The following is a 22,152-nucleotide window of genomic DNA, read 5'->3' as shown; positions in this document are numbered from 1 at the left end:
ACAGCCTTACTATAATGAATTATTAAGAAAAAGTAAATAGTTCTGCTCAAAAAATTCCGATTAGATTTGTATGTATTGCAAAAAGAAATAGGGCATTCCTACGTTGTAGGAATACCCTATTTCTTTTATCTCTTTGACTACGGCATATATTGTTTATTTGGTCCTACAGGCTTTGGCAAATAATTTTTTAAATCGAATCCTTCCCAGCTTTCCTGAACAACATTATCTAAGCGTAACTGTTGATCAAAGCTAGCAGCAGTTAGCATCATGGCTTCGATTAATTGTGTAGCTCGAATTGGCTCCAAGGATGTTAAATCAAGAGGGATGTCAAATGTAATGACTACACCATCCGCTTCCTCTTTTACTGTGTATGTCACGTTTTCAGGAACAACTGGCACATAAACATCATCATTTTTATTTTTCATCTGTGTGAGTGCCTCTGTCACATTAGCAAAGGTTTGACGGAAATCTGGAGATAAATATTCTGCTCCATTTGGATCCTTGTATAAATAATAATTATAATGTTTGGCACCTGTTAATGACATAGCTTGACTTGGCTCACCATCTTGGGAAAACTCATAAGGCGTACCATCTTCATTTTGAATCTCTACTTCTGTATATTCAGAATCTGAGAATGTATCTTCCAAAGTTCCTTTGTATTCATTGACGGTAGCTGAAGCAACATCATAATCATTGTCCTTAGGTAAAACATGAACAAGCTTATCTTCCTTCTCCTTTAACTCACCTTTATAAGGATGATAGTCTGTAAACCCTTTAGCTTCCTCATCTATTTGAGGAGCGTATTTTTCATACATCTGTAAAGTAGAAGGTTTTTCAGTTCCAAAATCAGTTGCAACACGCTCATTTGGAATTACATATGTCATAGGAACACTTTCTGCGTCTCGTCCAGCTAAACCAATACGAAAGACAACAGCATCTTTGACATCTTCTTCATAGACAGATGACCGTAAAGATAAAATACGCTCATGCTCTGTTACAATATTGGATTGGAGCACCTCATCCTTCGCAGATGCATCTTTTGTAGCACGATCTTCCTGTAAAGTAGAGTACGTAGCTGTTTCAGCCGTACTAGCTTGATCTTTCTGTTCAGCTTGATTATTCATTACCATTGAGCCTACGAGTATTGTTAACGCAAAAACTGCTGCCACACTCATAAAAAATGGTATTTTACGAAACTTAGATTCGGTTGATCGTTCTTCTTGTTTCAGAGAATTACTTTGTTGCTGAGTTTGTTCATCCTCTACTGGTTGTTGAATTGCTTCTTGAAGGTGAATATTATCCTGCAAGCGAGCATCTGCCATTAACCGATTTAATATGTCTTCTTTTGAACGGTGGTCAGAAAGCTTAGGGGCATTGTTCAATACATGTTCAAGCTGCTCATCATCAAATGGCTTATGCGTCATTGCCGTTTCGCCTCCTGTTCTTTAATCGGCTGTAGCTGTTGCCTTAAAAATTTAATGGCTCGATGCTGGGTTGTTTTTACCTTAGCTTCTGTCCAATCTAGTATTTGCGCAGTTTCTGCAATAGATAAATCCTGAAAATAGCGCATAATAATGACCATTTTCTGGTCACCTGTACAGTTTTCAAGTGCTGACTCGACTTGCATAAATTCATCACTGGCCTGTAGCATATCTTCCGGTGATGGTGTGGTTGAATGGAGCTGTTCCGTTTCCCAGTCAAAGAAATCAAGTGAATGCTTTTGGCGTACAGCTTGCTTTCTGAAATGATCAATTGCTACATTTTTAGCAATAGCAAAAAGCCAGGTCTTCTCACTGCTGTTACCTGCAAATTGATCATATGAGCGCAACACTCGTACATAAACTTCATGCGCTAAATCTTCAGCGAGTGTACGGTTTTTTACTAAATATATTAAAAACTGGAACACGTCCTGGTGATATGCATCGTATAGTCGATGGAACACGGAGTCATTCAAAGCACTCCACCCCCGTTCTATAGTATTTGTCGTCTTACATTCATAGAAGTTACAGCCAATTAATAGCAATACATGTTATTAATCGAACGGTAAATAAAACGTGAAGGTTGTACCTTCTTTCAGCACACTATCTACCATGATATTACCTGAATGTGCCTTTACAATATTTCGAGCAATGGCTAAACCAAGACCCGTTCCTCCTTTAGAGCGAGTACGTGCCTTATCTGCTTTATAAAAACGTTCGAAGACATATGGTAGGTCCTCCTGTGGAATGCCGTGCCCTGTATCTTGCACAGAAATTTTAGCAAAGGTTGGCTCCTGTTCAACCTTTACAGTGACAGCCCCTTCATCAGTATGTCTTAATGCATTATCAACTAAATTTGTGAGCACTTGTTCAATGCGATCTTCATCCATATTAATCATGGCATCGTCGTTAAATTCACTGTCAAAGATCAAGCGAACATGCTTTTCTTTTGCTACTTGGGCAAATTTTTGAGTAATACGTTCAAATGTAGAATTAATTGGTAATTCATCTTTATAGAGGGTCATATGCCCTGATTCCATTCGTGCCAAATCTAATAAATCTGTTACAAGGCGACCCATTCGCTTCGATTCATCATAAATAATTTTAGTAATTTCATTGCGCTCTTCCTGATCTTGAATAAAATCATCATCCATCAACGCTTCCGAGTATCCTTGCAACATGGCAATCGGTGTTCGAAGCTCATGAGAAACATTCGCAATAAAATCCGATCTTAGTTTTTCTAAGCGATGTTGTTCAGTCATATCACGAATAACAGCGACAGCACCACGTATCATTTCTCCACTATAAAGAGGACTAATAGTAAATGTATAATAATTGCCGTCCATTTCAATTTCCTCTTCTAACTTATCCTCAAACATCAGCACATGATCAAGCATATGATAAAGCTCAGGTGGAATTGGTTTAGCACTTTGCGAGCCTTTGTTGACAAACCATTTTTGCATAAGACGTTCGGCTGGTGGATTACTTAATAATATTGTACGGTCACGATTAAATGTAATCACAGCATCTGTCATAGATGTCAAAATATTTGAAAGCTGTTCATTTTCCTGATTGATGACCTCTAAATTATGTTTTAATTGACGTCCCATTTGGTTGAAAGCAACCGCAAGCTGACCAATTTCATCATTTTGGGTCGTTGGCATTTTTGCTTCAAAGTTACCTTTAGCAATTTCAAAGGCCAACTCACGCATTTTTCTAAGCGGTGAAGTAATACGTGAAGAAAGGAAAAACGCAAAAAATGTTGTCAATACAAATGCTATAAAGGCCGCTAAAAAGACAATTTTCGTTGTTTCCTTAGACGTTTTATGTAACGCATCTGGGCTTTGGTAGATGAAGACAGCTCCATGTACTGCGTTTTCAACATTCAATGGGAAACCAAGCACAACATACGATTCCATCTTTTCTGGAACAGTAGAAGAAGGCATCATCATTTCTTTAATAATGGGTTCATCAGATTGAAATACTTCATGGAAAGATTTGTTAGCTAAAATGGTGTCTTGTATTTCTTTTTTATTTACACCTTCTTGCATTGCAAAAGAGACTTCCACATGACTTATAGCAATCAATGCATTGGTCCCTGTAGGTAATATATCTTTTAATAATTCTGAAGTGGATTCTGCTGTTTCATTGTCGTCCACTATACTTGCCACTGTTGCAGCCGTTTGACGTAATGAAATTTCCGCTTGCTGCATGTGGTAGTTTTGAAGAAATTCTAGCATCAATACCGTGAAAACAAATAATACAAATGAAACGAGAAGCAATATGGTTACCCATAGCTTCCCGACAACACTATTCCATATTCTATTCATTGACAACCTCAAATTTGTAACCAACGCCCCAAACCGTCACAATCATTTTAGCAGCGTTTTCTGAAACCCGGTTGAGCTTTTCACGTAATCGTTTCACATGTGTGTCAACTGTACGTAAATCACCAAAGAAGTCATAATGCCAAACCTCTTTTAGTAGTTGTTCACGGTCAAATACTTTGTCTGGCGATTTCGCTAAGAAGTATAATAATTCGTACTCTTTAGGTGTTAAATTGACCTCAATTCCCTCTGCTGTCACGCGGTGTGCATCATGATCGATCATTAAATGCTGGAATACCACTAAATCTTTTGAAGAGGATGCATTTGTCGCTGGTGAGAACGCCTGTGAACGACGTAAAATAGCTTTCACTCGTAATACGACCTCACGAGGACTAAACGGTTTTACAATATAATCATCTGCACCAAGCTCAAAGCCTTGTACACGATTCGCTTCTTCGCCTTTTGCAGTTAATAAAATAATCGGTGTTGCTGCACGTTCTCTAATTTCCGCACATACTTCTAGCCCATCTTTTTCAGGCATCATAATATCAAGTAAAATACAGTGATACTCTTTTTCTAAAGATTTTTCGATCGCTTGTTCACCATTTTCTGCTTCGTCAACAAGGTATCCTTCACGCTCTAAATACATTTTTAATAAGCGGCGAATACGATCCTCGTCATCTACTACTAATACTGAAATATTTTCTGACACTTTCACGATCCCTCTCTTCCAATCTTTCTCTAACTTCTATTGTACATGGTGTGACACATATTGAAAAGAAAAGAAAGCCTCTTCGCTACAGCGAAAAGGCTTGTTGCTTCACAGGTTATGCATAGGAGTGTAAACCTGCAAGAATTAAGTTAACAGCAATTAGGTTGAATAAAATGATCCCGAATCCAATTAATGCTAACCAAGCAGATTTTCGACCTTCCCAGCCTTTAGATAGTCGCAGATGTAGGAATGCCGCATAGAATAACCATGTAATAAGAGCCCAAACTTCTTTTGGATCCCAACCCCAGAAACGACTCCAAGCAATTTGTGCCCAAATCATCGCAAAGATTAAAGCACCTAGGGAGAATACAGGGAATCCAATTAGCACTGAACGATAACCAATTTCATCAAGTAATTGTAAATTTACACGTTTAACGAGTGGTTGGAAAATGGCACTAATTCGACGACGAGCGATTAATCGAATTAATAAATATAAAACCGATCCTACCATTAATGACCAAACAACAGTTGTTAATTTTTTCGCATTAATTAAAGCTGGCATTTCTACTAATGGTGACATGCCATGTTCTTCAACAGCTTCATACTCATTCATACCGAAAATTGGCGGTAAATTATAAATAATTTTTCGCGTTGTTCCTTCTTTATCAACATAATTATAGCTAGACTCATAATCCATCGCACTAAATGTAGATGTCACCGCAACAAAACCAACCACTACTACAAGACAGTACATCACGGCTTCTAACCAAAAACGTTGTTTAGAAGGCTTTGTTAAATCGACTACTTTTAATAAGTAAATAAGTCCTGCCACAGCACTAATGGCTAAAATAGATTGCCCTAATGCTGCCGTTATAACATGAATGGTTAACCAATGACTTTGTAAGGAAGGTACTAATGGACTTACTTCTTTTGGGAACATCGCGGCATAGGCAATAATTAAAAGTGCTACAGGTAAGGCAACTAATCCAAGTGCAGTCAAACGATAAATAAAATAAATTAAGATAAACGCGCCTACAATGAACATACCAAATGCCGTTGTAAATTCAAACATATTACTTACTGGCGCATGACCTGTATAGATCCAACGCGTAATAAAATAGCCAAGCTGAGAAAGGAAACCAATAATTGTTACAACAATGGCAAGCTTACCCCATTTTCCTGTATTCTTACCAGTAGCATTCGCTTGCTTAATGGAGCCACCAAATAATAATGTTGCAACTAAATAAGCAATAAATGCTACAAATAATAGGTTTCCACTTAGGTCAATCAAACTCATAAGGTGTTGTCACCTTCCTTTTCTTTATTGCCACCATTTGTGGACTCTTCGCTAGCCTCATTTTTCTCTAACTGGTCTATATACGGAGGCAATGTAGCAAAGGCTGTTACAGCATCTAAATCCTTTTTCATGCTGAACATATTTTTATTGACATGGGCAGCCATTAACACGCGGCCATCTGGTTCTACTTGAAGCCATAAACGTCTGTGATTCCAGTAAGAACCTATCACAACACCAATCATAAAGATGACACCCCCGACAAATAAAATAGGAATTGTACTATCTTTACGGACCGTAATACCTGACATATCACGCATCTCTGCTGCTGCAAACTTCATTCTGTACTTATTTTCACCAAGCGGCTCTAACGGAGGTTGCATAATTTCAACAAAACTTACTTCGCCTTCTGGTGTTTCTGGCGTTGTCATTTTAAATAAAAATGCTGGATTATTTGGAATTGAAGTTTTTGTTTGTGGCTCTCCGTTTTCAAACCCATCAAAATCTGGTGTATAAACAAGAATTTGTACTGAAGAACCATTACCTAAATCGTATTCTTTTTTAGGATTAGTTAAATCAATTTCTACTTTACCAAGTGATTTTTCTGTCGACTTATTGATTAATTCAAAATTCATTTGTTTTAATTCATTTAGACGATAATCCATTTGGTAAAGAGCGAAGCCATCTTCTTTTAAAGGATGGTTTACACGAATCGAATAATCTTTTACTTTTTCTAGATTTTCTGTATCACCTGGTAGTGCGTCATCAGGCTGTTTGTATAGTGTAATATCTGTTTGGAAATTTTTCGCAACAACATTCACACCCTGTTTGACTTGCTCTCCCTGTGGTTTATTATCATGAGTCTCTAAAATGAAATCACGGTTTTCAATGAAATAACCGTCCATGCCAGTAATAGCACGTGTCTCTCCCTCACGAACCCAAATCGATTCATCGACATAGAAGCCCGGGACAAGACGTAGCATGACTCCACCTAAAAAAATAATGAGACCGACATGGTTTATGTACGGGCCGTAACGAGAAAAGCGTCCTTTTTCAGCTAAGAGAGCGCTACCATCTCGACGAACAGAATATCTCATCTCAGTCATTTTTTGTGCTACTTTATCAAGCGTTTCCTCTGCACTACCAGTCACTTGCCCTTCCGCGACAATGCGCTGACGCTTCATAAAGCTTTCATGTCTTTTCACACGTTGATTTTTTAATGATTTATAAAGTGGAATTCCTCGGTCAAGACTCGCTACGATTATCGACACAGCCAGCATACCAACTAAAATTTGGAACCACCATGAGCTATATAAATCCGATAAGCCTAACGTGTAATAAATTTTACCGAATGTACCATATACGTCTGCGTAATAAGCTCCTTTCTCCATATCAGAAGCTTTTACGTAAAACTCTTGTGGTAGTAATGTTCCGATTGAAGCAGCAATCAATGTGATAATAATTAAGGTAATACCAACTTTAACACTCGAGAAGAAATTCCATATTTTATCGATGATAGATTTGTTGTATGTTTTTGAACGAATGGCCATGCCATCATATCGCATATCAACTACTTTATTTTGCTTTTCTTCTTCGGTTAAAGGACGACCACATTTCTCACAGAGCTTCGTGCCGTATGGGTTACTATGACCACAAGCACAAATGATATTTTCCATCGTCATTTACTCCTTATTTCGGCTTCACTAATTCCATGAACGAAGCGATATTTTCCTCCGTCATTTCACCTGTGATAATTTTCGCTACTTTGCCTTCTGGATCAATTAACACTGTAGCAGGTAATTGACCTACATTGTATGCAGTCATAACACTTTTCGTTTTGTCAATGACTACTGGGAATGATAAATTATAACGATCGACAAAATTCTGCACTTCAAAGTCTGTTTGCGCAATATTAACAGCTAATGTTTGTACACCTTGATCTTTAAACACTTGATACTGATTATCCATCGCAGGCATTTCCTTCTCACAAGGCTTACACCAAGTTCCCCAGAAGTTTAAAAATACCCCTTGTCCTTTATAATCAGACAATTTATGTTTTTCACCATTTAAATCTACTAACGTGAAGTCAGGTGCTTCAGACCCTACTGCCACTAACTCTACTTTTTCCTTTGTTGCTGTTCCATAAACCGTGTACCCAATTGCCAATGCCAGCACGGCTAAAATGACCGTTCGCAGTACGAGTCGCTTTTTCTTTTTCTCCAAGTTAATAAACCCCCTATCAATTACGACATAGCGTAATTTTGTAGACGTGAAGCTTTTACATTTTAAAGACCCAGATAGAACTTTTTCATTTTATTTACGTCTTTGAGTATGTAAAAACTTCTTTCACATGGACGTCAACAATACCAGATTAAAATGTGCTACAGTTCTTTTTATGCAAACTGTTACTAGGTGTACTATTCTCACCTATTATAGCAAAATGATACAAAAACACTTAGCTATTAATTATGAATGATTTATGAACGATTTCACCACAAAGAAAGTGTAAACATTTTTAATACCTTTCGAGGTATCTAACCTTTCTTCAGGGAAGTTCTTTTAATCAAGCTTTCCTGTTTCTGCTAAGACACGCAATTGTTTTACTTCATGCTTTGTCAATTCACGGTATTCACCTGGGGCAAGGCCATATAAATCTAAAAATGCAAAGCGTTCACGCTTTAATTTAACAACAGGAGTACCAATTGCTTCAAACATACGGCGCACTTGGCGATTGCGACCTTCATGAATCGTAATTTCACAAATCGCTTTGCCTGCTTTTTCATCAAAGGATGTCATACTAACCTTAGCTGGTGCTGTCTTACCATCCTCTAATTTAATCCCTCTTTGAAGCTTTTTAAGCCCTTCAATTGTTGGAACACCTTTGACACGAGCGATATACGTTTTATCAATTTTAAACTTTGGATGTGTCAGCATATAGGAAAATTCTCCATCATTTGTCAATAACAATAATCCAGATGTATCATAATCAAGACGACCAACTGGGAAAATACGTTGCGGAATATGATGAAATAAATCTGTGACAGTTTTGCGTCCTTTATCATCTGTTACAGCTGAAATTGTGCCACGTGGTTTATATAGTAAGAAATAAACCTTATCTTCCTTTTCAAGTTTCACACCTTCTACTTCAATTGTATCGGAATTAGATACCTTTGTTCCTAACTCACGAACAACTTCACCGTTTACTTTTACTTTACCTTCTAAAATCAATTGCTCTGCCTTTCGCCTTGAGGCAACTCCTGCATAGGCAATGACTTTTTGTAATCTTTCCATTTTTTCACCTCTAGTTTTCTTTCACATTGACACTTTCGTCACCATTCGATTTCAACCTCATGAATAGGGTTATTTTTCCCGCCAATCTGTGAAAATTATGTCATACTTTTAAGCATTATTAAAGAAAAACAAATTTCACATTTGTTATTAGAGTATTCGTAATTATCTATCTTCTGTTCATTCACCAAATTAAGGAAAAACTTTTTTATCAGTCCTAGATAGTAGTATGCTCTTTTTACCAGAAAGCAAATCGTTCCTAAAAAATGTTTATATAAACTATTTGTACTTCCTTTTTTCTAACAAAAAAAGCTACCACACGGCAGCTTTATTCAAACACATTTTCAATTGTTAATCCACGTTGATTTAACTCAAAGGAAATAAAGTTTTTTGCTAGCATCAATTTAGTCGATGTAGGTTCTTCAATTGTGGAACCATCTTTTAATGTAAATACCAGTCGCTCAGGCTTTGTCGCTCCATCTTTTTTTACATTTACTTGCTCAGCTTTCACTATTTCTTCCCAGGCGACAAAATCCTCTTTTAAACTAAAAAATTGATTCATATGAATACCATTTGAATCCATTACTTTATAGTGATTAAAGCTCAAGGCAATGAAGATTAAAGCAATTAAAAAGGAAGTAATCAGTATACCACGTTGAATACTTTTACCTTTTTTAGTTTCAGGTATGATCAAATAATTTATTAATAGTGCTAGTGCCATGAACAATAATGCGGCCATAAATATTATATAAGCTTGCAAGTACGGTTCAAAATAATAAACCTCTTTTGGTCGATAAAACCACTCTTGAATCGGAAATAGTAGAATGACAGGGATAATTAAACTTGATAAGAACAATACAATGATTATCCCTAATTGAATCTGTCTACTATTTGTTTCAACAGAAACACTCCTCAAATATTCCTCCTCCTTTTTTAGAAAATTAAGACTATTAACCTCATTATCATCTTACCAAATTTACCCTCAATTAATCAATTAATGTAAAAAATCAGCGTCTCGTTTTTCAACGATTCGCTGATTCAACTTTTACAGGTGTAGCATAAATACGGTTTTCCCCAATAAAGATTGACAAGACAGCTTCCTTACGTTTCCTTGAAACATGTAGAACTTGCCGTACTTGCTCTTTTTCTTCTTTATTTAATTGTAGGCGTATAGGCTGTTCTAAACGAATCGCCAATTTCTTATTAACGTTGTATTTCCCTTTTTTCACTACTGTTTCAAGACTATAATCTTGCCATACTTTATTGGATAGTCCTCGATGCACATTCCAATCATCTGATTCATTTAATGTTACGACAATACATGTTTGCCCGTCCTTTTGAAAGGCGGTTGCAAGTGTACGCCCAGCAACTTTTGTAAAGCCTGTTTTACCAGCAAAGGCCGTACCTGTGGCTGATTTCAAAGAACTGACAGGTTGCTCCGTTTCATCATCAATGTCTGCAGCCATCCCTGAGCCTTCTCTTAATAAACGATGTTTATTTTCCCACAGCATTCCGTTTACCGTATCCGCCCGATAAAGAACAGTTGAAGCAATTTTCTCAAAGGTTTTATTTTGCAGGGCAATTCTTAACATCTCTGCAGTATCCCTTGCAGACGATAAATGTTCTTCATGATGAAGGCCAGATGGATTCATAAAAACTGTATTAGAAAGACCCGCAATTACAGCTCTTTCATTCATTAATTTAACAAAGCCCTCCACAGACCCCCCCACATGCTCTGCTAAAGCTGTGGCAGCATCATTACCTGAACGTAACATTAAACCATATAATAACGTTTCTACTGTCACCGTTTCGCCAGCCTGCAAATAAATGGAACTGCCTTCAGACATAGCAGCTTTCGGTGAAATAACAACTTCATCTTGGAGATCACTATTTTCGATTGCCACCAGCGCCGTCCAAATTTTCGTTAAGCTAGCAATAGGTAATCGCGCATCGCTGTTAGATCCTATTAAAACACGTCCTGTTTCTCCATCTAAGACAGCATAGCCACTTCCACCTCTTGCATAGCTGGTTTGTGGGAGCATTACCATTAGCAAAATAATCATAAACAGTGTAAAACGAAATAACCGAAGCAACTAGCCACTCCTTATTCAATATGATAGGAAAATATAGATTTATATTTATGTTGAAGGCTAGGCATTATACCTAACAAATTACTTTGAACCACTAAACGTCTCTTGAAATTTAGTCATAAATAAATCTGTTTCTTGTTCAGTTTCCATAAGGTCTTCATCAGGTAGAGGTGGCATTTCATCAATACTATTCAAACCAAAATAATGTAAAAATTCTTTAGTTGTCCCGTATAAAATGGCACGTCCAGTTCCCTCAGAGCGCCCTACCTCTTTAATTAATCCTCGTGAAACTAATGTTTGGATTGGTCGTTCACACTTCACACCACGTAAATCCTCTATTGCCACACGGGTAATTGGTTGTTTATAAGCTACTATCGCTAATACTTCGAGGGAGGCTTGGGATAAAGATTGGGCCGTTGGGTTCTCTACTAATCTTTGAATCGTATCAGCAAACTCTGATTTTGTAATTAACTGATAAACGCCCGCAATTTCTTTTACAGTGATTCCTCTAGTTAAATCCTCGTCATAAGCTTCTCTCAAGGCACTCATCGCCTGAACAATGAGCTCTTCCTGTTCCCCTAAAAGTTGTGATAATTGTTTAATCGTTAAGCCATCATCTCCAACAACGAATAATAAGGCTTCAATTCTACTCTGTAACATCAATGTTTTCGTCATCTTCCCATTCCTCCTTCTGTAAGGTAACAGTTAAATCTTCAAAGTTACCATTTTGCTCTACGATGACGACCTGTCGTTTCATCAATTCAAGAAGGGATACAAACGTCAGAATAAGTGTCGGCTTATCTTCATAGGGAAAAAGCTCGAAAAATGATGCACGTCCACCTGTTGATCGTAAAGAATCAACAACTGAACGCATTTGATCTTTTACTGATCGTTCCTGTCTAGCAATTGTTGTTTTTAAAGGTTTCTTCAATTTTTTTCGGCGCATTAATTTTTGGAATGCACCAAGCATGTCATAAATATTGACATTTAAATCAAACAAAGCCATTTGTTCATCTGAGGCTAAACCTGTTAAATCAGCAGGTGGCCTAGTAAATACCTGCGATCGGTCAGTTTCAAGTTCTTGCAAATTGCTGGCAGCTTCTTTGTATTTTTTATATTCGATTAGTCGTTGCACCAGTTCTTCACGCGGGTCAGGTCCATCCACTTCTAATTCAGCGTCTTCCATTTCTCCTTCATGAATAGGCAAAAGCATACGACTTTTAATAGCCAGCAATGTTGCTGCCATCACTAAATATTCACTCGCTTCATTTAACTCCAGTACTTGCATAGCATGTATATGGTCGATATATTGTTGTGTAATTTCAGCCATTGGGATATCATAGATATCAATTTCCAATCTGTGAATTAAATGCAATAATAGATCAAGAGGCCCCGAAAAGGCATCTAGTTTTACTTCATAAGACATTATTTTACCACCCTGTGATTCTATGTTCTTTTAGTATAGAGGAAAGGAGTCCAAAATGCATCCACAGCATCATACTTTATTTATAGATTACTGTGCATATTTTAATGGCAATCAGGATTTTTTTGAATGCCATGAAGTGCTTGAGGAATATTGGAAGAAAATTGCACCAGGTGATAAATTGCATCCTTTAGTCGGCTATGTGCAGCTTGCAACAGGTTTCTATCATTGGCGACGTGGTAACAATACTGGCGCTGTCCGAATTTTAGAAAAGGCACTTCATAATTTCAAAAAAAATGAAGGTCATATTTTTTTCCAGGAAATTGATTATCATCAACTCCTAACACAAGTAACAACAACCTTATCTGCCATTAAAGCAGGCAAGTCCTTTCAAGCTTTTCAACTCCCTCTTTCAGCAAGTTTACTGGAGTTAACCATAACACGTATACAGCTTTTGCCTTCTAGTAGCTCAACCTATCTTCTTCATAAACATATGCTACGAGATCGCTCACATATTCTTGCAGAGCGACAAGAAAGCAAACAAAGAAAAAGCAGACGTTGTTAATCGTCTGCTTTTTCATCGATACAATGGATACATTTTTGAACGAAGCTTCGTGTTTCATCCGTAGCGCGTACACTTTCATATTGGCCAAGTTCCGCTACTTCCTGAAGCATTTCCGTTGCTACACCCTCGCCCCTATAGGAGGGAACAACTGATACATGCTGGATTGTAGCCGTGTTATCCTCATCGATTACAAGCCCTACAATACCAACATATTCATCATTCTTTTTCCATAAATATAAAACCCAATGATCATCATTTTCATAGGAGTGGATGGTCTCTGTAAGCTTTTTTACGTCTTTTTCGTTAGGCATAAATGAAAGTAGCCCCATTGCTATTTTCTCTAAAGCTTTTTTATATCGAATTAACATATTTGTCTATTCCCTCTTTTTCTAGCTGTACATAATCTTTGACTATCCTACACGATTTGTACTTTTACCGCAAGCCAATTTCTGTCTTACGAACCAGGTCCGAGAATACCTTTAGATGCCAACACCCAATAGACAACGCCCCACAACAAAATAAAAGTTGAAATCGACGCTAGCAATACCCATTTATTTTTCCTCAAATTTACTCACCCTTTTTTAAAGTTAGCGGGAGATCGTTTTGCACAATATCTTCATAACTTTCACGGCGAATAGCTAGTTGATGCTGTCCATTCTCTACAAACACAACAGCCGGTCTAGGTACACGGTTATAGTTACTAGCCATTGAATAACCATAGGCACCAGTACAGAAAATAGCTAAGATATCACCTGAAGCTGCATCTTGGAGTTTAGCATCAATAATTAATTTATCGCCAGATTCACATAATTTACCAGCAACTGTATAAAGTTCATTTTTTGGCGCATTTGCTTTACTTGCAATGACAGCCTCATACTTAGCATCATATAATGCCGGGCGGATATTATCACTCATTCCACCATCAACAGCAATATATTTTCGCACATCTGGCACTGTTTTTTGTGAACCGATTGTATAAAGAGATGTTCCTGCATCACCTACAAGCGATCGACCTGGTTCAATCCAAATTTCTGGCATTTTCAGTCCAAGTACAGTTGCTTTATTTTTTACAACTGTAATCATATCCTCTACATATACTTGTGGTTCAAGCGGTGCATCTTCTTCAGTATAACGAATACCAAAGCCCCCACCTAAGTTTAACACAGTACACGTAAAATCGTGAGCCTTGTTCCAATCAGAAATTTTGTCAATCAACTTTTCTCCAGCTAAGCCAAAGCCAGCAGTGTCAAAAATTTGTGAGCCGATATGGCAATGTAAGCCTAATAGCTCTAGGAATTCATGATTAAATGTTTGTTGGAATGCTTCATCCGCTTGGCCATTGTTTAAGTCAAAGCCAAATTTTGAATCTGCTTGACCTGTCGTAATGAAATCATGCGTATGTGCTTCAACCCCTGGTGTAACACGTAATAAAATACGCATTTTTTGCTGACGGCGCTCCGAAATTTCTTTTAAAAGCTGTATTTCATAGAAATTATCTACAACAATACATCCAATTTTGGAGTCAAAAGCTAGCTCTAATTCAGCAATGCTTTTATTATTGCCATGGAAATGAATGCGCTCAGCTGGGAATCCTGCCTTTAAAGCTGTAAATAATTCTCCCCCTGATACCACATCCAATGATAAATTTTCTTCTGCTGCTAATTGATACACCGCTACACATGCAAATGCTTTTGAAGCATATGCTACTTCTGCTTTTACGCCCAATTTTTTAAACGTATCGATAAAGCTACGTGCACGCTTACGAATAAGTGCAGTATCATACACGAAAAGTGGTGTACCATACTCTTTTGCTAAGTCTAGTGTGTCTACCTGTCCAATTGTTAAATGACCATCTTCAGATACCGCTTGTGTTCCATATAAATGCATGTGCATCTCTCCCTTTTCACATCGTTCCATCTTGTTATTTTTACGCATTGATAGCGAAATTGTACCTTCAAATAAACGTACACCATCAAATAATTATTTCCACTAAGCAAGAAAATGCAAATGTATAATACTTACTTTTTCTTGAATGAAAATAATTTTTGCAAAAATCACAAAATACTATATGTGAACTTTATCACATGAAAAAAACGAGTGCAACGGCTCCTATGATCTTTTTCGCTGTTTGGAAGCGACTACATAAGGTCTTAATGCATCCGCAGTCATTGGGAAGCGAATAATGACACGTAGCATTGCCTTTGGAAAGAATGGAACTAGCGGCCATAAATAAGGTGCCTGCATTGGTCGCAATGAACATAAATACGTAAACAATAAAAATAATCCAATAAATAATCCGTTGACACCCCATATACCTGTCATAATCAATAACATCAACCTAAAAATTTTGATTGAGATACTGAGCTCATACGACGGGATAATGAAAATAAGAATAGCAGCAACAGCTGTATAGAGCACAACCTCTGAAGAAAACAATCCTACATCAATGGCAATTTGACCAATAATCACTCCCGCAACCAATCCCATCGCAGTAGATAATGGTGAGGGAGTATGAATGGCGGCCATCCTTAGAAACTCAATACCTATATCGGCAATCAGAATTTGCAGCAATAAGGGTACATGTGATTTTTCCTCAATACCTAAAAAGGATAGGGCATCAGGAAGTAACGATTCATTCGTTGCAAATACATACCACAATGGTAGTAAAAGTAAACCCATTACAGAGCCAAAATACCGCATTAGACGTACAAAAGTTCCAACAGTTGGCGCCTGTCTATACTCTTCTGCGTGCTGTAATAAATGAAACATCGTAACAGGCACAAGAATAACCGATGGAGAGGTATCTACCACTATGGCTATATGTCCTTCAAGTAGATGAGCTGCTGCAATATCCGGCCTTTCCGTATAACGTACAAATGGAACTGGATGAAACTTCTGCTTAAAAAGCCATTCTTCTAGCGATTTATCGGCCATCGTCAGGCCATCATGATTAATTTGTCCAAGACGCTGTCGTAATCCTTCGAGCATATCTTCATTGGCAACATCCTTCATAAATGCAATCGCGACGTCAGTTTGGCCGATTTTTGATATTTTATGTAGCTCGAAACGTAAATTACTATTGCGAATTCGTCTACGAATTAAAGCCGTATTCTGCATTATTCCTTCCGTAAAACCATCCCTCGAACCTCGGATAACCTTTTCATTGTCAGGCTCCTCTGGTGAACGACCCGGGTAGTTTCTCAACTCGGCAACAAAGCAATAGCCCCCTTTAGTAATAAAGGTTACTTGTCCACTTAAAATGGATAGTAAATAGGCTTTACGCTCTGTTTCCTCTGAACGTCCATGGAAATTAAAATAGGACTCAAAATATTCTTTCTCATCCTCAACATCAATTTCAATGTCCGAGTCCTCATCTGGGAGCATGCTAGAGAGTAATTGTGTTAAAGCTTCCCCGTCCACAAGTCCGCTAATATAGGCACAAAGGACCGGCAAATCTTTGACAAATAAGTGTTTGACACAAACGTCAAATGATTCGCCGTCACCAAAATGTTCTATAAGAAAATCTTCGGCTTCTTCTAAGCTGTTAAATAATTTATTTGTCATGCTGTCACCATTTTCTTAGATGTCTTTTTTCATTACTTCTTGCTCCACTGTTGCACTTGTCGCCATCCAACTTTTCAGTTGGGCGAGGATTTTTTTCTCTAAACGGGATACTTGTACCTGAGATATTCCAAGTCTAGTCGCAATTTCAGTTTGCGTGCAATCTGAAAAATAGCGTAAATAAATAATAGACTGCTCCCTCGGCTCAAGTCTCGTGAGTACTTCTTTCAATGGAATATAGTCAAATGGTTGTTCTGATTTTTCATCTTTCATTTGATCCATCAATGTAATGGAATCCCCTTCGCTTTCATACAATTGCTCGTGGAGAGATGCTGGATCTCTTAGCGCATCAGAAGCTGTGACAATTTCTTCAGCTGTAACACCAAGCACCTGAGCAAGCTCTTGAATAGTCGGTGGATGTTCATTCTTTTTAATAAATTCTTCTGTAGCATGACGGATTTTAAAGTTCAGCTCACGAATCGAGCGACTCACCTTCACCATGCCATCATCCCTTAAAAAGCGTTGAATTTCTCCGATGATCATTGGTACTGCATAGGTTGAAAACTTCACATCATAGGTTAAATCAAATTTATCCACAGATTTCATGAGCCCTATGCAGCCAATCTGAAATAAATCCTCGAGTTCAACACCTCTTGTTGTAAAACGTTGAACGATGGACCACACAAGCCTCGTATTACCTTCTACCATTCGTTTACGAGCCTCATGATCGCCCTGCTGTGCACGTGCAATTAGATCACGCATTTCCTCCTGAGACAATAGCTTATCGGACGACTGTTCTAACGGCTTCACTGTCTCAACCTCACATTACCGCTGTGCGAACTGTATAAAATTTCTTCGTAAACGTTACAGTTGTTCCTTCTTGCCATTTAGACATAACTGTTAGCTGATCCGAAAAACTATCCATAATAGTAAAGCCCATACCTGAGCGTTCCATTGCACTTTTCGTTGTAAATAACGGCTCCATTGCTCGACTAACGTCTTCAATTCCTACCCCTTTATCCATGACAGATACTGTTACAATATCATCCTCACGTTTTGCATGAACTGTAACAACACCCTTACCATTTTCTTCATAGCCATGAATAATGGCATTGGAAACCGCTTCTGAGACAACTGTTTTAAATTCTGATAACTCATCAATTGTTGGGTCTAATTGTGCAATAAAGCCTGTAACAGCCACACGTGCCAAGGCTTCATTTTCACTAAGTGCTAAAAAAGTTAATGTCATTTCGTTATCCATTTACAATCCCCCTTACGCGATCAATCGCTTGTTCCTCTGTTGCATCCATCATCCACGGCCCTAAACCTGAAAATTGAAATACTTTTCGCATCGTTGGCGATGGATTCAATAATATAGTTCGCCCAGCAACTGCTTCTAACTCTCGCATACGACCAAGCACTAATCCAACTCCTGAACTATCCATAAAAGATAGGCCTTCTAAGTTCCAAATGATGGTCGTCACAGTGCCTTGAAAAATTGCTGCAGAAATTTTTGCTCGAATTTGTTCTACTGCATGATGATCGAGCTCCCCAAACAAACGTATAACGACTGTCTCTCTTGTGACCATTTCTAATTGATAATGCATGAACATCGCCTCCTTCTCGTGCAATTCCACATTCAATACGGTGAATCCTTGCGGCTGACAGAACTAGTGCAAAGTCTTCCGAAATAGTGTCTAATCGACATACTTATAGCTTTTTAGGTTAAGTGCAGTATGGGATAAATCTACATTTTTTAAACGCAACTCATTCTTAAACTTCAATTGTTCTATTCTTTAATTTGTCTGTCTTCTAAGCTCTATCCACCTATTTGATTGTTCTTTCCTTAAAACACAAAAAAGCGAGAACTCTCTAAAAGTGAGAGCTCTCGCTAAACTAACATTTATACAATTGTATAAGCTTTTTGTACTTTATTAATTGTTTCTTCGTCAATTGGATTATTTGAGTATAGATAAGCAATGGTATCACCATTGTTAACATGATCGCCTTTTTTAGCAATCAACTGAATTCCTGCATCATAATCAAGTTCAGATTCCTTCGTTAAACGTCCAGCTCCTAAACCGACACTCGCTTCACCAACTAATAGGGCATTAATTGTTTCCACCGTACCCTCTGTTATTGCTGTTACCGCTACTTTATAAGCTGTGTCATTTTGAACAATATCAGAGACTACTCCACCTTGTGCGACAATAAACTCCTCAAATTTTGCAGCGGCCGAACCATCCGCAAGCACACGCTTAACAGCTGCAGTTGCTTCTGCTTCCTTTACACCAGCGGCAACTTGATACATTAAGGAGGCAATGACGACACATTCATCGACTAAATCTTCATGTGTTTCTTCTAACTGTCCTTTTAATAAAGCATAGGCTTCTACGACCTCAAGCTTATTACCAATCATTTTACCTAGTGGGTTATCCATATCGCTAATATGTGCAACCACTTTACGTCCTAGTTTTTCTCCAATAGCTGTCATTGTATCCGCTAAAAGCTGTGCTTCTTCTTGTGTCTTCATAAAGGCACCAGATCCACATTTAACATCTAATACAATACCATCGGCACCACTTGCAATTTTTTTACTCATGATTGATGCAGCGATTAATGGTATAGAATCAACCGTACCTGTTACATCTCGAAGGGCATACAACTTTTTATCAGCTGGCACTAGATTACCTGTTTGACCAGCTACTGCAATTTTATATCGATTGACATTATCAATGAACTCTTGTGAGGAAAGCTCTGTTTTCAAGCCTTTAATCGATTCTAGTTTATCGATTGTACCTCCAGTAATACCTAGACCTTTACCACTAAATTTAGCCACAGGAATTCCTAGGGAAGCAATAATTGGTGTAACAACAAGTGTAACCTTATCACCAACTCCTCCTGTTGAGTGCTTATCAATTTTAAAGCCTTCAATGGATGTTAAATCAATAACATCACCTGATTCGATCATGGCCTTTGTTAAATAAAACGTTTCATCATCAGACATACCTAATAAGCGTATTGCCATTAACAGTGAACTTGCTTGATAATCTGGGATTGAACCTGTCGTATAGCCTTCAACAAAATACTGAATTTCAGCTTGAGATAGCTCTAATCCTTGTTTTTTCTTTTCAAACAGTTGAACCATATTCATACGAATAACCCCCTTATTTCAAATCCTGTAAGAAACTTTTGCCGAATGGTGGTGCTTCTACATGAAAGTTTTCAGCAACTGTTGCTGCAATATCCGCAAACGTTTCACGAAGTGCAAGTTCTGCTCCTCCGTTGAAGCGTGGTGAATAGACAATTAACGGTACATATTCACGCGTATGATCTGTTCCATGGAAGGTTGGATCATTTCCGTGATCAGCTGTAATAATTAATAAATCTTCTTCTGACATCGCTTCCAAAATTTCTGGTAAACGTGCGTCAAACTCTTGTAATGCCTGTCCATATCCTAATGGATCACGACGATGGCCAAAATTGGCGTCAAAGTCTACTAAATTTAAGAAGCTCATACCACGGAAGTCACGGCGTACAACCTCTGCAAATCGATCCATACCATCCATATTATTTTTTGTACGAACGGCATCTGTAACACCTTCACCGTTGAAAATATCAGAGATTTTTCCAATAGCAATTACATCTAACCCTGCATCCTTCAAAACATTCATCGTTGTACGGCCAAATGGCTTTAATGCATAGTCATGTCGATTGGAAGTACGAGTAAAGTTTCCTGGTGTACCAACAAATGGACGTGCAATAACGCGCCCTACTAAATATTCAGGCTGTAATGTTAATTCACGAGCAATTTCACATATTTTATATAATTCTTCTAATGGAATGATTTCCTCATGTGCAGCAATTTGTAAAACAGGATCTGCCGACGTATAGACAATAATCGCACCTGTTTCCATATGCTCCTTACCAAAGTCTTCAATGACTTGTGTACCACTTGCCGGTTGATTGCACAGCACTTTACGACCTGTACGCTTCTCTAGCTCAGAAATAAGCTCCGCTGGAAACCCTTCTGGATACACCTTAAATGGTTTATCGATATTTAACCCCATGATTTCCCAATGACCAGTCATCGTATCTTTACCAACAGATGCTTCTTGCATTTTACCGTAGTATGCTTTTGGTTCCTTAACTGGATGCATGCCTTGCAATGATTCAATATTTGCTAAACCAAAGGACTCCATCACTGGCATTGTAAGCCCATTCATTTTTTCAGCGATATGTCCTAGTGTATGTGCACCAACATCACCAAAATTTGCAGCGTCCGGTGCTTCACCAATACCTACGGAATCCATGACAACAACATGGATTTTGTTAAACGGTTTATTCATAATGGTTGCCTCCTAATCTCATGACTCTATTTTACCAAAAAAAAGCTAAAAATAAAGGTCAGACATCCGACTAAAAAATATTTTTCCTTTTAGAAGTGTTAAGCTCGTGGATGGAATTGCTTATAAACCTCAGATAATCGGGTTTTACTAATATGTGTATAAATCTGCGTAGTAGAAATATCTGCATGGCCAAGCATTTCCTGCACCGCTCGTAAATCGGCTCCATTTTCGACCAGATGAGTAGCAAAGGAATGTCGCAATGTATGTGGTGTTAACTCATGTTGGATGCCTGCCTTTAATGCATGCTCCTTCATTAATTTCCAACAACCCTGCCTTGTTAAACGTTTCCCTCTTTGATTAATAAAAAACGCATCTGTTTTTGGATGCTTTCCTTGTAATTGACCACGAGCACCGTTTAAATAGGCATTAATGGCTGATAGTGCATTTTTGCCAAGTGGAATAATCCTTTCCTTCCCACCCTTCCCAAATACACGTACAAAGCCCATTGTTAAATGAATATCGGCTAAATCCAACGCAATAAGTTCACTGATGCGCATACCTGAGCCATATAATAACTCTAGCATTGCTAGATCACGTATACCTTGTGGTTTACTACGATTTGGAGCTGTTAGTAAAGCTTCAATTTCTTCGATAGATAGGATATTCGGCAATTTTTGCTCTATGGTTGGCATTTCCAAATGAACCGTTGGATCTGTTTCAGCACGCTTTTCTCGCAGTAAAAATTGGTGAAAGCTCCGAATAGAGGAGATATGACGAGCAACGGTACGGCTTGTCTTGCCTTGTGCCCGCAATTGCTCTAAATGCCGTAATATGGTTGTTCGTTCCACACGGCTAAAATCAGCCATCCCCTCTGCCTCCTGTAAAAAATGCACATAGCTTTCTAAATCTCGGCGATAGGATGCTAATGTATTATCAGATAACTGCCTTTCCACCTGGATAAAATGGATATAGTCCTCTACTGCATATTGAAACTCATTCATCACAACGCCCCCTCACTGTCAATTATTCTCTATTTTAGCACGGCAAAAAGAAATGTGCTAAAGC

22 protein-coding genes are annotated in these 22,152 nt (G+C 38.0%); 1 reads left to right on the top strand and 21 read right to left on the bottom strand.

What is annotated here, in order from left to right; all coding sequences use genetic code 11:
* Nucleotides 1-137 precede the first annotated feature (137 nt).
* The 12 genes from OU989_RS05935 to OU989_RS05880 all read right to left on the bottom strand — a co-directional run bounded on the left by OU989_RS05935 (nt 138) and on the right by OU989_RS05880 (nt 12,615).
* Nucleotides 138-1,424, bottom strand: coding sequence for an RNA polymerase subunit sigma (locus tag OU989_RS05935; protein ID WP_274796196.1), 1,287 nt, complete (start codon nt 1,422-1,424; stop codon nt 138-140).
* Nucleotides 1,421-1,954: an RNA polymerase sigma factor SigX gene (sigX, locus tag OU989_RS05930; protein WP_396631733.1), complete on the bottom strand. Its 534-nt coding sequence runs from the start codon at nt 1,952-1,954 to the stop codon at nt 1,421-1,423. Before sigX ends, OU989_RS05935 begins: the two co-directional genes overlap by 4 nt.
* 78 nt (nt 1,955-2,032) lie before the next feature.
* Complete coding sequence (locus OU989_RS05925) at nt 2,033-3,808, bottom strand: ATP-binding protein (protein ID WP_274796195.1); 1,776 nt, start codon at nt 3,806-3,808, stop codon at nt 2,033-2,035.
* Nucleotides 3,801-4,517 carry a response regulator transcription factor gene (locus tag OU989_RS05920; RefSeq protein WP_274796193.1) on the bottom strand — a complete coding sequence of 239 codons (717 nt, stop codon included), beginning with the start codon at nt 4,515-4,517 and terminating at the stop codon, nt 3,801-3,803. The genes OU989_RS05925 and OU989_RS05920 overlap by 8 nt, the downstream gene beginning before the upstream one ends.
* A gap of 115 nt (nt 4,518-4,632) precedes the next feature.
* Nucleotides 4,633-5,814: a c-type cytochrome biogenesis protein CcsB gene (gene ccsB / locus OU989_RS05915; RefSeq protein ID WP_274796192.1), complete on the bottom strand. Its 1,182-nt coding sequence runs from the start codon at nt 5,812-5,814 to the stop codon at nt 4,633-4,635.
* Entirely contained in the window at nt 5,811-7,487 is a 1,677-nt protein-coding gene (gene resB / locus OU989_RS05910) for a cytochrome c biogenesis protein ResB (protein ID WP_274796191.1), read from the bottom strand. The genes ccsB and resB overlap by 4 nt, the downstream gene beginning before the upstream one ends.
* A 13-nt stretch (nt 7,488-7,500) precedes the next feature.
* Nucleotides 7,501-8,034 (bottom strand): thiol-disulfide oxidoreductase ResA, encoded by a 534-nt coding sequence (gene resA / locus OU989_RS05905; RefSeq protein WP_274796190.1) that lies wholly within the window; start codon nt 8,032-8,034, stop codon nt 7,501-7,503.
* 336 nt (nt 8,035-8,370) lie between these two features.
* Nucleotides 8,371-9,102 (bottom strand): pseudouridine synthase, encoded by a 732-nt coding sequence (locus tag OU989_RS05900; RefSeq protein WP_274796189.1) that lies wholly within the window; start codon nt 9,100-9,102, stop codon nt 8,371-8,373.
* Nucleotides 9,103-9,427: 325 nt separating this feature from the next.
* Nucleotides 9,428-10,015: a hypothetical protein gene (locus tag OU989_RS05895; RefSeq protein ID WP_274796188.1), complete on the bottom strand. Its 588-nt coding sequence runs from the start codon at nt 10,013-10,015 to the stop codon at nt 9,428-9,430.
* 106 nt (nt 10,016-10,121) lie between these two features.
* Nucleotides 10,122-11,192: a D-alanyl-D-alanine carboxypeptidase family protein gene (locus tag OU989_RS05890; protein ID WP_274796187.1), complete on the bottom strand. Its 1,071-nt coding sequence runs from the start codon at nt 11,190-11,192 to the stop codon at nt 10,122-10,124.
* Between the two features lie 78 nt (nt 11,193-11,270).
* Nucleotides 11,271-11,864: an SMC-Scp complex subunit ScpB gene (scpB, locus tag OU989_RS05885; protein ID WP_274796186.1), complete on the bottom strand. Its 594-nt coding sequence runs from the start codon at nt 11,862-11,864 to the stop codon at nt 11,271-11,273.
* Nucleotides 11,836-12,615: a segregation/condensation protein A gene (locus OU989_RS05880; RefSeq protein ID WP_274796185.1), complete on the bottom strand. Its 780-nt coding sequence runs from the start codon at nt 12,613-12,615 to the stop codon at nt 11,836-11,838. Before OU989_RS05880 ends, scpB begins: the two co-directional genes overlap by 29 nt.
* Nucleotides 12,616-12,670: 55 nt before the next feature.
* Between OU989_RS05880 and OU989_RS05875 the strand changes: the two genes are divergently transcribed.
* The gene (locus OU989_RS05875) at nt 12,671-13,177 is read left to right on the top strand and encodes a DUF309 domain-containing protein (protein WP_274796184.1); all 507 of its coding nucleotides are present in this window, start codon (nt 12,671-12,673) and stop codon (nt 13,175-13,177) included.
* Here OU989_RS05875 and OU989_RS05870 read toward each other — a convergent pair.
* The 9 genes from OU989_RS05870 to xerD form a co-directional block, all read right to left on the bottom strand.
* Complete coding sequence (locus OU989_RS05870) at nt 13,174-13,545, bottom strand: GNAT family N-acetyltransferase (protein ID WP_274796183.1); 372 nt, start codon at nt 13,543-13,545, stop codon at nt 13,174-13,176. The two genes, OU989_RS05875 and OU989_RS05870, sit on opposite strands and share 4 nt — an antisense overlap.
* Nucleotides 13,546-13,744: 199 nt before the next feature.
* The gene (gene lysA / locus OU989_RS05865) at nt 13,745-15,064 is read right to left on the bottom strand and encodes a diaminopimelate decarboxylase (protein ID WP_274796182.1); all 1,320 of its coding nucleotides are present in this window, start codon (nt 15,062-15,064) and stop codon (nt 13,745-13,747) included.
* Nucleotides 15,065-15,286: 222 nt separating this feature from the next.
* Complete coding sequence (locus OU989_RS05860; protein ID WP_274796181.1) at nt 15,287-16,741, bottom strand: spore germination protein; 1,455 nt, start codon at nt 16,739-16,741, stop codon at nt 15,287-15,289.
* 15 nt (nt 16,742-16,756) lie between these two features.
* Nucleotides 16,757-17,548 carry an RNA polymerase sporulation sigma factor SigF gene (sigF, locus tag OU989_RS05855; RefSeq protein ID WP_274796180.1) on the bottom strand — a complete coding sequence of 264 codons (792 nt, stop codon included), beginning with the start codon at nt 17,546-17,548 and terminating at the stop codon, nt 16,757-16,759.
* Nucleotides 17,549-17,558: 10 nt separating this feature from the next.
* Nucleotides 17,559-17,999, bottom strand: a complete 441-nt coding sequence (gene spoIIAB, locus OU989_RS05850; protein ID WP_155590400.1) for an anti-sigma F factor — start codon at nt 17,997-17,999, stop codon at nt 17,559-17,561.
* A complete protein-coding gene (gene spoIIAA, locus OU989_RS05845; RefSeq protein WP_004232181.1) occupies nt 17,992-18,345 on the bottom strand; it encodes an anti-sigma F factor antagonist in 354 nt (117 codons plus the stop codon). The genes spoIIAB and spoIIAA overlap by 8 nt, the downstream gene beginning before the upstream one ends.
* 296 nt (nt 18,346-18,641) lie before the next feature.
* Nucleotides 18,642-19,892, bottom strand: coding sequence for a thymidine phosphorylase (locus tag OU989_RS05840; RefSeq protein ID WP_274796179.1), 1,251 nt, complete (start codon nt 19,890-19,892; stop codon nt 18,642-18,644).
* 13 nt (nt 19,893-19,905) lie between these two features.
* Nucleotides 19,906-21,087, bottom strand: coding sequence for a phosphopentomutase (gene deoB, locus OU989_RS05835; RefSeq protein ID WP_274796178.1), 1,182 nt, complete (start codon nt 21,085-21,087; stop codon nt 19,906-19,908).
* A 98-nt stretch (nt 21,088-21,185) separates the two neighbouring features.
* Nucleotides 21,186-22,088, bottom strand: a complete 903-nt coding sequence (gene xerD / locus OU989_RS05830; protein WP_274796177.1) for a site-specific tyrosine recombinase XerD — start codon at nt 22,086-22,088, stop codon at nt 21,186-21,188.
* Between the last annotated feature and the right edge of the window lie 64 nt (nt 22,089-22,152).

Origin of the sequence: Lysinibacillus irui, assembly GCF_028877475.1 — a bacterium.
Classification (GTDB): Bacteria; Bacillota; Bacilli; order Bacillales_A; family Planococcaceae; genus Lysinibacillus; species Lysinibacillus irui.
This window is presented reverse-complemented; position numbering and strand designations above follow the sequence as displayed.

Coding starts and splice junctions, on each gene's coding strand:
- OU989_RS05935 (WP_274796196.1), bottom strand. CDS start 1,424: ATGACGCATAAGCCATTTGATGATGAGCAGCTTGAACATGTATTGAAC.
- OU989_RS05925 (WP_274796195.1), bottom strand. CDS start 3,808: ATGAATAGAATATGGAATAGTGTTGTCGGGAAGCTATGGGTAACCATA.
- ccsB (WP_274796192.1), bottom strand. CDS start 5,814: ATGAGTTTGATTGACCTAAGTGGAAACCTATTATTTGTAGCATTTATT.
- resB (WP_274796191.1), bottom strand. CDS start 7,487: ATGGAAAATATCATTTGTGCTTGTGGTCATAGTAACCCATACGGCACG.
- OU989_RS05900 (WP_274796189.1), bottom strand. CDS start 9,102: ATGGAAAGATTACAAAAAGTCATTGCCTATGCAGGAGTTGCCTCAAGG.
- scpB (WP_274796186.1), bottom strand. CDS start 11,864: ATGACGAAAACATTGATGTTACAGAGTAGAATTGAAGCCTTATTATTC.
- OU989_RS05880 (WP_274796185.1), bottom strand. CDS start 12,615: ATGTCTTATGAAGTAAAACTAGATGCCTTTTCGGGGCCTCTTGATCTA.
- OU989_RS05875 (WP_274796184.1), top strand. CDS start 12,671: ATGCATCCACAGCATCATACTTTATTTATAGATTACTGTGCATATTTT.
- OU989_RS05870 (WP_274796183.1), bottom strand. CDS start 13,545: ATGTTAATTCGATATAAAAAAGCTTTAGAGAAAATAGCAATGGGGCTA.
- lysA (WP_274796182.1), bottom strand. CDS start 15,064: ATGCATTTATATGGAACACAAGCGGTATCTGAAGATGGTCATTTAACA.
- OU989_RS05860 (WP_274796181.1), bottom strand. CDS start 16,741: ATGACAAATAAATTATTTAACAGCTTAGAAGAAGCCGAAGATTTTCTT.
- spoIIAB (WP_155590400.1), bottom strand. CDS start 17,999: ATGGATAACGAAATGACATTAACTTTTTTAGCACTTAGTGAAAATGAA.
- spoIIAA (WP_004232181.1), bottom strand. CDS start 18,345: ATGCATTATCAATTAGAAATGGTCACAAGAGAGACAGTCGTTATACGT.
- OU989_RS05840 (WP_274796179.1), bottom strand. CDS start 19,892: ATGAATATGGTTCAACTGTTTGAAAAGAAAAAACAAGGATTAGAGCTA.
- deoB (WP_274796178.1), bottom strand. CDS start 21,087: ATGAATAAACCGTTTAACAAAATCCATGTTGTTGTCATGGATTCCGTA.
- xerD (WP_274796177.1), bottom strand. CDS start 22,088: ATGAATGAGTTTCAATATGCAGTAGAGGACTATATCCATTTTATCCAG.